The organism is Providencia manganoxydans, from assembly GCF_016618195.1.
Lineage (GTDB): Bacteria > Pseudomonadota > Gammaproteobacteria > Enterobacterales > Enterobacteriaceae > Providencia > Providencia manganoxydans.
The window spans coordinates 3,911,857-3,924,940 of sequence record NZ_CP067099.1 but is presented as its reverse complement, the minus strand read 5'-3'; the positions used below and the strand labels follow the sequence as shown (position 1 = coordinate 3,924,940).

General features: G+C 36.6%; 9 protein-coding genes, 1 tRNA gene and 1 pseudogene. 5 read left to right on the top strand and 6 right to left on the bottom strand.

What is annotated here, in order from left to right; translation table 11 throughout:
• Positions 1-4: 4 nt before the first annotated feature.
• Complete coding sequence (locus tag JI723_RS17855) at positions 5-409, bottom strand: hypothetical protein (protein ID WP_319067273.1); 405 nt, start codon at positions 407-409, stop codon at positions 5-7.
• Positions 410-621: 212 nt separating this feature from the next.
• Positions 622-1,851 (bottom strand): D-alanyl-D-alanine-carboxypeptidase/endopeptidase AmpH, encoded by a 1,230-nt coding sequence (ampH, locus tag JI723_RS17850; RefSeq protein WP_337979624.1) that lies wholly within the window; start codon positions 1,849-1,851, stop codon positions 622-624.
• A gap of 583 nt (positions 1,852-2,434) precedes the next feature.
• Between ampH and JI723_RS17845 the strand changes: the two genes are divergently transcribed.
• From JI723_RS17845 to JI723_RS17835, 3 genes and pseudogenes are all read left to right on the top strand, one after another.
• Positions 2,435-2,519 (top strand) — tRNA-Leu (locus tag JI723_RS17845).
• A 321-nt stretch (positions 2,520-2,840) separates the two neighbouring features.
• Positions 2,841-3,594: pseudogene (locus JI723_RS17840) on the top strand (tyrosine-type recombinase/integrase).
• 574 nt (positions 3,595-4,168) lie between these two features.
• A complete protein-coding gene (locus tag JI723_RS17835; protein ID WP_337979623.1) occupies positions 4,169-4,513 on the top strand; it encodes a type II restriction endonuclease in 345 nt (114 codons plus the stop codon).
• Between the two features lie 81 nt (positions 4,514-4,594).
• Here JI723_RS17835 and dcm read toward each other — a convergent pair whose 3' ends face one another.
• On the bottom strand, positions 4,595-5,899 hold the full coding sequence (dcm, locus tag JI723_RS17830; RefSeq protein WP_337979622.1) for a DNA cytosine methyltransferase: 1,305 nt from the start codon (positions 5,897-5,899) through the stop codon (positions 4,595-4,597).
• Between the two features lie 69 nt (positions 5,900-5,968).
• On the opposite strand from dcm, the gene JI723_RS17825 reads away from it, so the two are divergent.
• Both JI723_RS17825 and JI723_RS17820 read left to right on the top strand, forming a co-directional pair.
• Positions 5,969-7,633 (top strand): AAA family ATPase, encoded by a 1,665-nt coding sequence (locus JI723_RS17825; RefSeq protein ID WP_337979621.1) that lies wholly within the window; start codon positions 5,969-5,971, stop codon positions 7,631-7,633.
• Positions 7,626-8,882: an LlaJI family restriction endonuclease gene (locus JI723_RS17820; protein ID WP_337979620.1), complete on the top strand. Its 1,257-nt coding sequence runs from the start codon at positions 7,626-7,628 to the stop codon at positions 8,880-8,882. The genes JI723_RS17825 and JI723_RS17820 overlap by 8 nt, the downstream gene beginning before the upstream one ends.
• Before the next feature lie 312 nt (positions 8,883-9,194).
• Here the strand turns inward: JI723_RS17820 and JI723_RS17815 are convergent, their stop codons facing one another.
• The 3 genes from JI723_RS17815 to JI723_RS17805 form a co-directional block, all read right to left on the bottom strand.
• Positions 9,195-10,352, bottom strand: coding sequence for a sugar diacid recognition domain-containing protein (locus tag JI723_RS17815; RefSeq protein ID WP_337979619.1), 1,158 nt, complete (start codon positions 10,350-10,352; stop codon positions 9,195-9,197).
• A gap of 174 nt (positions 10,353-10,526) precedes the next feature.
• Positions 10,527-11,672 (bottom strand): glycerate kinase, encoded by a 1,146-nt coding sequence (locus JI723_RS17810; protein ID WP_337979618.1) that lies wholly within the window; start codon positions 11,670-11,672, stop codon positions 10,527-10,529.
• A gap of 82 nt (positions 11,673-11,754) precedes the next feature.
• Positions 11,755-13,077 (bottom strand): MFS transporter, encoded by a 1,323-nt coding sequence (locus JI723_RS17805; protein WP_140183071.1) that lies wholly within the window; start codon positions 13,075-13,077, stop codon positions 11,755-11,757.
• Between the last annotated feature and the right edge of the window lie 7 nt (positions 13,078-13,084).

Sequence of the window (13,084 nt, the reverse complement as noted above, 5' to 3'; positions counted from 1 at the left end):
TTTATCAACGAGATATATATTTTATACTGAGAATATGATTCCCCATCTTACTGAATATGGCTTTAATTTTTCCCTGTGGTTTAAATAAAATTAGTTGTCTCTTTTTGCCTTTAGTCTCTGAGGTGTGTATACCAATAACCCCTATTACACCGCATCTTGTTCTATTAGCTATTTGCTGTGCGTAAGAAAAATATCCTCCATTTGCACTGTATGACTTTTCAATAAGACCGGCATGCTTTTTTATTTTTTTAATTATTTTTTGTTTGGTATCACACTTAGATTTTTCTGAGGGAAAAGGGGAGGTAGACTGATTTTTTGCTCTTAATATTTGTTGTGCGAATTCATAGGAAAACTGATTTTTATCTGAATATATGAAGCGTAATGTGTGTCTGTAATGTGATATTTTCATCTTAGCCCCTTTATTTATTATGCTATTTAAACAATAGGCACTAAGCATAGCGGGTGGGATAACTAAAAAATTGCATAAAAAGCAGTTAACTTCTAGAAAACTGCCTGAATTTATCAGGCAGCTATAGAGAATAATGTGAGTGCGCGAACAAAGCCACGGGTTAGGGTTGGGGTGTAGCTCACCAGTGCATTAACTGCGTTGGTGGTACTCCTTCAATGTTTTCCATATGCATGGTTAGCGGATAATGCGGCAACCATGTCGTTCACTCCAATAGTCAGTTTACTAAATTTACTGCTATCTTTACGCGTCATTACCACAAAAACACCAATATTTTGCTGGGGGATCATCGCCATATAGCTATTAAAGCCACCGCCGCCACCGGTCTTTTGATAAATGCCCGGACGACCGTTTTGTGGTTTCATATAAACCCAGCCAAGTCCTAATCCATCAGCATTACCAGCAACATCCATTCCTTTTACATCAATCAATTTTTCTCTTGGGAAATAAATACCTTGCTCGCGTGCAGCGGTGGCTTTTCTGAGGTTTTTATCCGTTGATAAAAATTGCTGCATCCACTTTTGCATATCAGCGGGCGTTGAATACACACCGCCACTTCCAGCTGCTGCTAGCGTGTTATGACACGGACTTGGTTTAGCCCCTATCATTAAACGGGAGCATTGTGATGCATTCGGGGTGTAGGTTGTTTCTGTCATTTTGGCCGGTGAAGTGACATAGCGATGAAATAACTGTGGATAAGACAACCCCGATGCTTTAATCATAGCATCAGCAAGAAGATCGTAAGCAAGGTTGGAGTATGACGCTTCTGTACCCGGTGTAGCATCAAGCTTACCATTTTTTAGCCAAGTCCAGCGGTTATCTTGTGTAGGCCAAATAAACACAGGTCGACCCCATTTTCCACCAGGCTGTTCTCTTGGAAGGCCACTTGTATGACTCGCTAAATGATATAAGCGGATAGGTTGTCCACTATTGTTATCGGGCACAGTTACGCCATGGTAGCTATATTGCTGCAACGGATCGGTAATCAACAATTTTTTGTCTTGCTCTAACTTTATCAAAATTTCGCTGGTCATTAATTTTGATATAGAAGCAATTCGAACCAGTGAATGTGGCCCCGGTTTTATTCCATTTCCCGGCGCAGTTTCACCATAGTAGCGTGACAATGCTTGGTTATTATCAATAACAATGATAGCCATACCGCGGGCATCACTTTCATTAAAAATACGGTTTGCATACAAATCGACAATCTTAGCAACGCGCTCGTAAGTTCTTCGATCCCCTTCGAACACTTTCCAGTCACTAGATTCGGCATCATTGTTGTTGCCTTGTAAAAACTTAGGTTGTTTCTCAGTCGTTGTTGAGCAGGCCGCTAATGCGAGAGACAACGCAGATACTGACAGAATTTTTAGAAATGATTTCTTCATGTTTAGAAGCCAGCCGATGTGTAATTTTGCATATGATCCAACGGATCTACGTTATTTTTTCTTCGAGAAAACCTTCATCAAAGCGCCAATTAAGATCCCAATAACCAGTCCTACCGCTATCCACCCTAGAAAACCCATGTATTAAGCCCTTCAATCGTTTCGTAATGAACATACGCTAGCAAAAATTATTGTAAGTCGCCAGCAGCCTTGATGAGGTGAACAATTAAATCAAATATTTGACTAAAGTAACATACGACTAGGCTGATAAATAAACAAAAAGTATTAATTCGCCAATAACTGGAAGGTTAAAGTATTTGAGGGATATGTACTCTAAATAATCCGAGGTACAGCTAGGCGACAAGTGAACGAATCGCTAGGCGCATAGAAAACTCTGTGACTGGCATGAGTGAACGTAGTCAACAACGCTGCAACTTGAAGTATGACGAATATATAGACAAAATCATAATCGATGTAAGTACATGCTTTTTTTTTAAGCGAACAAACTGAATAATCAAGATATATGTTGCTAGTCGAGACAAGGCAAGTATAATAGCCACGTTTTCCAAGGAATACATCACTTCGTGCCGGAGTGGCGGAATTGGTAGACGCAGTTGATTCAAAATCAACCGCCTTCGGGTGTGCCGGTTCGAGTCCGGCCTTCGGCACCATAAGAACATCAAGAGACGTCAACCGACGTCTTTTTTTGTGTCTGAAATCCAGTGTTTGCAAGGCTTTCCCTGCGTTTTTAGTCAATGCATGTCAATCTAACTCAACCCACATCAACCTCCGAGTGAGTATATAACTGAGTATATACGTCGCTTCGATAATGAATGTATACTCGTCATACTTCGAATTACATGGGTGTTGGCTTCGTTCAGCTATCCGAGTCACATAGTTATCTATGCTCCTCGGCTATCTTCACTTGCCGCCTACATGTAATCCGAATTATTTAGAGTATATGCTTGCTCAAAGGTGAGAGGACAAAGAATATGGCATTAACCGATACGAAAGTTCGTGCAGCTAAACCAGACGAGAAAGCTTATACACTGACAGACAGTGATGGCTTGTTTCTTTATATTCACCCCAATGGCTCTAAATATTGGCGTTTCCGTTTTCGCTTTGGTGGTAAACAACATTTAATGGCCTTTGGTATATATCCTGAAATCTCCTTAGCGGATGCGAGAGAAAGAAGGGATGCTGCCAGAAAGCAAGTTGCTTTAGGTATCGACCCACGCGAACTCAAGAAAGAATTAAAGGAAGAACAGCAAAAGGAATTTAACACCTTTGAGAAGGTAGCTCGCGATTGGCATGCGACCAATAAGAAGTGCTCAGAGAGTCATAGTCATTGAAAGCTTAAAATAGGTTCATCAATTTATTTTTAATCACGATCTGATATTTATCGACGATCATAATCCAAGAAAACTAATGAATGAAAACACAGTAAACAATGCATTAGGTGTGATGGGATATGACACCAAGACGGAAGTGTGTGGGCATGGTTTTAGAACAATGGCATGTAGCTCGTTGCTCGAGTCAGGGTTATGGTCGAAGGACGCAGTAGAACGCCAGATGAGCCACCAAGAACGCAACTCAGTGAGAGCGGCTTATATTCATAAGGCAGAACACATTGAGGAAAGGCGGCTGATGGTGCAGTGGTGGGCGGATTATTTGGATGCGAATAGGGATAAGGAGATTTCGCCGTTTAGTTTTGCTAAATTGGGTAATCCATTAAATACAATCTAAATTAGATAATTGAATTGTTGGGATATAAAGGAAAGCTTACTCGGTATGGTTTTCGCCCTATGATGAGATCAATTTTGCATGAGAAGGGATATAACTTTACATGGGCTGAGCTGGGTATATCGATAGGTATGCGATTTGTGGTATGTATAATCACGTTCAGTATTCAGTATTCAGTATTCAGTATTCAGTATATGGATGGGTGTAGAGTATTGACGTAGTAGTATACGGATTACACGGATAAATTGTATGGGGGTATTTTTTATAAAATGATCACAAATTTATGAAACTTACAATAGGGCAATAGGATATGGTAAGTAGTACGAGATACAGTCGTAAAAATATAGTACTATTGGGAGTAATATGCTCCCCCCCCCCTAATATGTATTCAGTAGCATTGAAGTAATCATTCTACTCAAAGTAGTTTTACCCAATAAAGTTTGAATTTTCATTGAAAAGACATAATCAAAATTTATATACTCATAGGTTATTTTTACAGATTTTTGATAATGATCTGAGAAATATTATGAATCCTGTTTAATATATTCACTTTATCTGAATTTAAAAAAGGTTTTTTATGATAGGTGCGTTAAATTTAAGTCCTTCGTGTGTGAAAACTTTATCAGCGGTAGAAGCCCTTCCTTCTAGCTCAAATCAGCATGAATTGAATGGGGTTTCTGAATTAAAGAATATATTAGGTCTTGATAGAAAAACTTTTAATGTTAAATTTTCTCTTAGGGGAAAAGATGGGTATGTAGAATCTAGAGTCACTTGGTATGATGCTAGAGAGAATCATGTTTCTCGTTCTGAATACCGACTTTATTTTCAAACCAATACAGTGATGAGTATGGCTAGAGAGGGGAGTACATTAGTTTTTGGAATTGGTCGTGATAACCAGTTTTGGGCAGAACTGATTTTATAGATCAGAAAAAACAAATTATATTGAAACACATTAATTCATTGGTGAGCTATGTAAGTATATCTCACCAAAGTTCTGTAAAAATCAATTCTTTTTTGAAAGAACTAATAGCGTATCAATCATTTTTGTAGCTACTGCTTCTACCACTTTAACACATACAGAATTACCGAACTGTTTATAAATTTGTCCTTGTGATACAGCATCAACAATGTAGTTTTTGGGGAAACCTTGGAGATTCGCACATTCTCTAGGCGTTAGTTTTCTTGGATTTTTACCAAGATGACTTTGGTCAATCAAGATCTCTGAGCCATCTTTATAATAGCGGGCACTGATTGTATTAGTATATTCACTTTTCGAGTTAAATAATGTATATCCGAAACCATTTCCTTTTATCTTATGCTCTTCTTTTCTTTTTTTATGTCCATGCCATAGTTGGTCAGAAATAGTATATTTGTCTTTACCTGTTTTTTTGATCTCGGCTTCTAATTCTTCCTGTGGTTGAAGAATATCGCCAACTCGAGTGTCTGATTTTGGTGGGATAGGCCATTTAAACAAGCTATCAAAATCGATACCTTTAAAATAATCTCGATCATATCCAACGATAAAAATACGTTCTCTATTTTGAGGAATACCAAAATCTGCAGCGCGAAGTATTTTAAAATCAACCCAATAATTAAGTTTTACTGAGAGAGCATGGCGCGCTTCTTCACTCATTGGAATCTCGTTAGGTATACCTTGATTATGCTTCCCTTGTAATATGTTAATGATGGTTTGTAGTGTTCGGCCTTTGTCGTGCCCTTGAAGTTGTTTTACATTTTCTAAGAGGAATGCTTTAGGCTTTTTTTCTGCAAGTATCCGCTGTATCTCAAAAAACATTGTTCCTCGAGTATCATTAAAACCTTGTTTTAATCCAGCTTGTGAGAATGCTTGACAAGGGAAGCCACCTAATAAAATATCATGGTCAGGTATATCTTTTGCTGAGATTTGAGTAATATCTCCGTTCGGCATTTCTCCATAATTCGTTAAATACGTTTTTTGAGAAAATTTATCCCATTCGGATGAAAATACACAGTGCCCATTAAGATTTTGGAATGGTAACCGTATCCCACCGATCCCTGCGAATAAATCAATAAAAGTAAAATCAGCTTCTTCTAAAGATTTTTGTTTGAATGGTGCATTTTTTGAATGTTTGGCTAAGGATTTTTCTAAATCAAGTATGCTCTGCCATTTTGCAGGTGTTGGAGTATGTTCACCATTTTCCCAACCACGTATAGTTCTTTCTCCTGTTGCATTCATGCCTAGAAGATTTGCCATTTCTGTTGGGCCTAATCCAAGTTTTTTTCTCAATAGTCTGATATATTCTGCTTTATCTAGGATTTCAATTGTCATAGGTGTCTACTTATCCGGTTTTACTCCCGGTGATACTAGCACTGTATATCTAAACAGGCAAGGTGAATTGTGCTAAAAAATTTAAATGATGTAATCCATCAATGTCGAGAGTCTTTTGATAACTTAAACCATCGTAGTGATATACACATAGATTTGGTTTTAGCATCACTTTTGAAGAATGCATTAGCGGAAGTTGAACCGAGATCTTCATTTGAGATTCAGCCATTTTCAATACTATTAATAAATGAGAATGGTCTCCGTACAGATTTACCTTCTTCCTTGCTTTGGTATGGAGCAACCTTCTGGGAATTAGATGAAGCGTTGTGTGAATATCAGCAAAAAATTAAAGAACTCAGAGAGTTTTTAAAAAATAAAGAGCATAGTAGTGTCTCGATCAAAGAGTTCTTAAATAAGTTGCCATCTGAAGAACTTAATAATACATCTGAAATTGCTAACGATACTAAATTATTCTTGAGGGCTATGGAGCCTAGTGATGCTATATTATTTGAACGGTTTTTAACGGATCGAGACTGGTGGTTTCAACCTCTTAAAAAAACAGATCAAATGAATGGTAAAACATTGGATAGAGGTGATGTATTTCAATCATCTTTTGATTTAGCTGCTCGAGTTATTGTTGCCAATTCATCACGGCTTTTAACTATTGTTAAGGCTTTTACAGCATCTGGAGATTTAAGGCGTTATTTTGAAACTCTGAGTAAAGAGCCAGTAAAATACTTAGACGAAGATACTTCAAGCATAATACATTTGGCTCCTACTAAACCTGCTAAAATAGGATGTAACTATATCTATTATGGAGCACCTGGTACAGGTAAAAGCCACCAGCTTAATGAGCTAACAGAAGGTGATAGAAAAATTGTTACCGTTTTCCATCCTGATACTCAAAATTCAGATTTTATTGGTTCTTTGAAACCAACGAATGTAAGTGGTGCTGTTACTTATGCTTTCAGGCCCGGCCCTTTTACCACAGCATTACTTGAAGCACTAAAGAATCCAGAACAAAATGTTTACCTAGTTATTGAGGAGATTAATCGAGCACCTGCTGCTGCGGTATTTGGTGAGTTATTTCAACTCTTGGATAGAGAAAACGGAGCAAGCAAGTACGAAATTGATTTCACTGATCCTGATATGCAGGCTTACATTAATGAGCAACTTAAAGCCGCGGGTTTAGGCTATCTTCCAAAATTATCAATACCTGCAAATTTGTCTTTACTTGCAACTATGAATAGCAGCGACCAAGCGGTTATGCCTTTGGATACTGCATTCAAAAGACGTTGGTCGTTTAGATATATAAAGCTTGATTTTGATAATCCTGCAGTTAGTTTACAAAGGCTGCGAATTATGACTAGTCAAGGTGCTTATGATATTACTTGGAAAAATTTCGCTAATAAAGTGATCAATCATCAACTTAAAGAAATGAAAGTTCCAGAAGATCGCTTAATTGGCCCATTTTTTCTTAATAGTACTGAATTATCAAATAGTGAAACATCTCATGAAGCAATCAGCGGAAAATTATTTGTGTATCTTTGGGATGATGTATTACGTCATAAGGGGCGGAATATTATTTTTGATAAAAGTATTGGTACATTTGGTGAATTGCATGAACAGTTTATTGGGGGAAAAAAATCTGTTTTCAGCGAGATAGTTGAATCGCTAATTATCTCGAATGGTAACACAGTTGATGATAGTACAGGAGTTGCGGAAGGAGATGAGTAGCTTTCAATTTTACAGAGATCGTTCTATCATCAGCCAGTTACCTGATGAATTGTCTTGTAAGATGCGTGAAATGGGATTAATAGCCCCAGATCATTATAGGATTCGTTTTTGTGGTTTCTTTTCTTGGTCTGGGACTACAGCAGTTTTCCTACCGGTAAACAGCGTGCTAACAGATAATGGAGAGTTAGCCGCTCATTATTTGTTTCAGTCACTAAATCGTTACTATTCAGATAAATTAACAGGTATACAAGATACTGATGGTGATTCATTGATTGGGGGTAATTTAATTTTTACTTCAATCAGTTTATTTGAAGACTATATAACAAATGGTTTATATGTTAGGAGACATAAAATTCAGTCAGTTAATAAAGGTAAAACAAACTGGTCCCGTACAGTATCTCGACATATACCATTTATATCCGACTCATCTCCTGTTTATTTAGAACTTGAATCATCTCAGATAAAGAATATATCAGATAGTGAAACCGCTAGGATCCATGCTGCAATCATTAGAGACATTAAGAAAAAATTTGGTGTGCTTATAAATGGTGAAGAGATTCATTTTGATGTAAATCTAGAGGAAATGCCAGTACCCTCCGGCGACCAAGAAACTCAACTCGCTCATTTAAATCGTGAACTCTCTTTAAGTTATTCTGAACGAGATATTAACTTAATCAGATTATTAAAACGATATATTGAAAGCATAGATGGTATAAACAATAACATATTGATAATAGGTACTCGTCATTTTCAGAATGTGTGGGAGAGCATGCTACATAAAGTGCTACTCGGAGAAAAAGCATACAATCAAAAATTACCTGTTCCTTATTATCTACAAAACTCTAAATATCATGAGGTTGCAGAAAAAGGACAAAGAACTGATATAGTCATTAGTGACAAGTCTAATCAACGGGTTGCTGTCGTCGATGCTAAATATTATTCCGCTTTGACACCAAAAGATGCTCCTGGTTGGCCTGATTTAGTTAAGCAATATTTTTATGAAAAAGCTGTCAAATCTACAGTAAGTAGAGATGTTAAAGTTACAACTCACTTTGTATTTCCTGGAGCAGAACAAAAATTAATATCGGCTCATGTTGGAAAAAGAGGACAAGGGGGAACAGATTTATTTATTGGCGAATTAGAGTATCCAGTAATTTATTGCCATTACTGCGAGCCTATAGGAGTAATGGAATCTTATGTTAACCATAAGATTTGCTATGAATTTAAGAAGCAAATTTTTGAAGTATGATTGTACATTAATTCAAAATTTATTCCTTTATGGAAGATCGTTCTAGACTTATCTACTCTTTTGACCTCTTGATACATTACGTGAACCTCATTGTATTTTAGGTGCTTGTTTTATCGTGACGAGAGAACATTTATAGTTGTTAAGTGCCTTCTCGGTACTATTATCACATCATCAAGCTTAGCTAATACCACAACACTACCCATCCTATCCGAAAAACCGCCATTATTGTTGAAAATTTATGAAGGATATCCGTTTGGTGATGGCATTATAGCTTAGGAGAAAACGATATTTTCGTCCTAAGCCATTATTGAATTAATTTTTCAGCTGTAGCGCAACATACAATAAAACTTTACTTTCAATGGTCAATAAATCTAACTTTGTGATATCTGATATTCTTTTTAGTCGGTAATCTAATGTATTGCGATGAATGAATAATTCTTTAGCAGTCTCACTCATGATTAAATTGTTTTTAAACCATATTGTTAATGTTTTAATTAAGACACCATTTGCATCTTCATGTAGTAATATATTTAGCGGCTTTAATAGTTCTTCTGATGACCATTTGAAATTTAGGCCATATAATAAAACAGGTAACATGATATCTTGGTAGCAATAAACCCTTAATTTTGGTTTTTTAGCTTTTCCTACCTGAAGGGTTATTTTGGCTGTTTCATAAGATTTTTTTATTGCTTCTTCTGGTGATTCAAAGAAAAAATTACCCAATGCGATTTTTACTTGTAATTTAAACAACCTTTGGATATCAGATTCTAGACTGAAAATTTTCTTTTTTTTCTCTTCAATATCCCAACGATTAAATTTATTTAATGCTGGGCTTAAGCAGATAATCTCAGTCAGTGATTGAATGGCGACTAAATTATCTGAATTATTATATTCAATTAATTTTTTAATTTCCTGTAATTCACTAAATGCACTATTTACCCCTAATTGACCACTATCAACCTCAATAATGAAAGCAACTCTTGGGATAGAAAAATTAATATTAAGTTTTTTAGACCATTCAGTTATGTTATCGGGTATAGTGCCATTGTCGATATAAGCGAGAATAATCTCTTCTTTAAAACGGTCATTTAAATTTAAATGATTATAAATCTCTGCCTGTTCTAGCATCATAACCGCAGTCATAGAAACAAGTTCACCAAATTGTTTAATCTGTGTAGGTTCTCCGGTTAAACCAATCACACCAACAATTTTACTGTTCAAATAAAGCGGCAAATTAATACCTGGCCTAACACCATGTAAATGATTTGCCATCGCTTCATCAATAACAACTGTTCGTTTTTGTTTGATTGCGAGCAAAGCTCCTTCATGAAATTCACCTAATCTATTACTATCTCCACTTCCTATTATACATCCGTTCTCATCCATAACATTAATATTGCAATCAATAATGTTCATTGTTCTATCAACGATTTCTTGAGCTAATTGGGAGGTAAGACAATAATCATACATATTTCAACCTCTTTACTGGTGCTGTAAAATAGAAATCAATTTTTAAATCATAAGTTTTAATAATATTTATTTTTTAATTTAATAACTTCAGTATTCAATAACTATTAAAAAAATCAAGAGAAATAAACTCAGTTTAAAATATAGTAGATAAAGTTAAATTTTAAGTGTGTCACTTCAGATCATGTCACTTATTTTAATATTCAATGTGTTCGCAATGTTTTTAGTGCAATTAAATAAATTACTTTCAGCGCTATTTAGCGCTTCTGGTAGCGTACTGACTTTATGTAAAATGCTAAATGCGGCATCAATACCATATTGTTGTAAATGACAGAGATCATCGCCAAGGCTTCCGACAATAGCAATCACGGGGATGTGATGTTTTTTCGCTAATTGAGCGACACCAAAAGGGACCTTACCATTTAAACTTTGGCTATCTAATCTTCCTTCTCCAGTGATAACTAAATTCGCCTTTTTGATTTTCGACTCAAGGTCTAGTGTTTTTGCGATAATATCAAATCCTGGCTTTAATTCTGCTTGAAAGAAAGCCAGCAATGCAGCGCCCATTCCACCTGCTGCGCCTGCACCTGCAATGTAGTGAACTTCAACATGTAAATCGCGCTTAATGATGTCGGCAAAATGTTCTAAATTTTTGTCCAATATTTGGATATGCTCATCTGTCGCACCTTTTTGAGGGCCGAATATAACGGATGCTCCATTTTTACCAATTAATGGGTTAGAAACATCACAAGCAATACTGAATTGGCACTCTTTTATCCTAGGATCCATCATACTCACATCAATGTGAGCTAAATCAGCTAGTGCTAACCCCCCAAGTTTAATTTGTTGCCCATGTGAATCCAACAATTTGGCTCCTAGAGCCTGCAACATTCCTGCACCACCATCATTAGTTGCACTTCCACCTATACCAATAATAATTTGCTTTACCCCAGTATCTAGGCAGGCTTTTATTAACTCACCAGTGCCATAAGAGGTTGTTAATAAAGGATTTCTTAATTCAACAGGTACCAGTTCTAGACCGCTGGCCGCAGCCATTTCAATAAACGCCTGTTGTTTATTTTGGGATAATCCATAAAACGCTTGAACACTAGTTCCTAATGGGCCTATCACATCAATAAATCGTATTTCCCCATCCGTTGCCTCAATCATCGTTACTACCGTTCCTTCTCCACCATCAGCGATAGGGCATTTAATATAAGTAGCTTGAGGAAATACCTCTTTGAACCCGTCTTCAATAATCGTTGCGACTTTCAATGCAGATAAACTCTCTTTAAATGAGTCAGGTGCAATGACTATTTTCATACAAATAATCCTTTTGAAATTTTATGTTCAATAATTTTAAAATTCAGGTGAGTGTTAGCTACTCACCTGAGACGGCTTTTGATTATTTAGGTTCATCAAGTAATAGGATCATAATTAAGCCAATCACCGCACAAATACCAAAGTAGGAGAAGACTGCGTCAAATTTACCTGTCATGTCTAATAACAGCCCAGCCATCATAGGGGAAACAAAACCGCCCAAGTTCCCACCACTATTGACTACTGATATCGCAATTGGGTAGTTGTTATTATCAGCCACTCCCATTGGATAGGCGGTAAATGCAGGCCAACCAATATTGAGAAATAGACCAACAGAGAACAAAGCGACTGCAACGGCGGTGGTACTTTCAGGAACATTCAGCATGACTAACATCATGGCGATGGTAGCAACGGCGGTGAATAGCATGGTTGGTTTACGACGACGACCAAAAACTTTATCGGAGATCCAACCGCCAAATATGGAGCCAATAAACCCGCCGATAAATGGCATGGAAGCAACAAATCCCATTTTCATAAATGAAAATCCTTTTTCATTTACCAGATAAGAAGGGATCCACGTTAAAATTCCATAGAGAATACTGACCATCATGAAATAAGAAATGGTATTACACCAAATATTTTTCGATTTAAATACTTGAGATGCGGAATTTAATGGTGTAACTGATTTAACACGAATGAATTTATCCAACGTATTAAATTTAGGGTTAAGAACGATATTTCCTTCTACTTTCTTTTCTGCAATTTCTGAATTATCTGCACGAATATAATCTAATTCACTCTGTGAAACAAAACGACTTTCTTCTGGTTTTGTTCTAACAAATAAATACCAAATAATTGCAAGGAAAATACCTGGAATAGCAAATAGAATAAAGACCCAACGCCAACCATAAGTTAATGCAATCCAAACGACTAAAGGGGGAACAATAATTGGTGCAAACATTGTTGAGGCGATATAAACCCCTGTTGCTGTCGCCTTTTCTTTTGCTGGAAACCAGTTGTTAATCGTCGATGTTAGCCCAACGGGCGTTGGTGCTTCTGTCATACCTAAACCTAGGCGTAACCATTTAATGGCAAAGGCTGATTGTGCTAGACCAATAAACCAAGTCATGGCTGAGAAACCGAGTATAGATAACGATACCATACCCCTTATCCCGCGTTTCGCCATCCAAAAACCTGCGGGTATTTGGCATAACGCATAACCGAGAAAAAACATACTGGCTAGAGAGCCGGCTTCGAGGTTAGTTAATTTAAACTCATCTGTAATAAAAGGTAAAACAGCACCAATATTACTTCTATCTGCATAATTTACAGCATAGACGATAAAAATCAGGGCTAATACAACCCAACGATAATTCGTCTTTGGTTTAATCGGATTTGAATTTATCATTATTTTC

Bases quoted from the DNA above. Each gene is read 5' to 3' on its own strand.
- JI723_RS17855 (WP_319067273.1), bottom strand. From the start codon at position 409: ATGAAAATATCACATTACAGACACACATTACGCTTCATATATTCAGAT.
- ampH (WP_337979624.1), bottom strand. From the start codon at position 1,851: ATGAAGAAATCATTTCTAAAAATTCTGTCAGTATCTGCGTTGTCTCTC.
- JI723_RS17835 (WP_337979623.1), top strand. From the start codon at position 4,169: ATGATAGGTGCGTTAAATTTAAGTCCTTCGTGTGTGAAAACTTTATCA.
- dcm (WP_337979622.1), bottom strand. From the start codon at position 5,899: ATGACAATTGAAATCCTAGATAAAGCAGAATATATCAGACTATTGAGA.
- JI723_RS17820 (WP_337979620.1), top strand. From the start codon at position 7,626: ATGAGTAGCTTTCAATTTTACAGAGATCGTTCTATCATCAGCCAGTTA.
- JI723_RS17815 (WP_337979619.1), bottom strand. From the start codon at position 10,352: ATGTATGATTATTGTCTTACCTCCCAATTAGCTCAAGAAATCGTTGAT.
- JI723_RS17810 (WP_337979618.1), bottom strand. From the start codon at position 11,672: ATGAAAATAGTCATTGCACCTGACTCATTTAAAGAGAGTTTATCTGCA.
- JI723_RS17805 (WP_140183071.1), bottom strand. From the start codon at position 13,077: ATGATAAATTCAAATCCGATTAAACCAAAGACGAATTATCGTTGGGTT.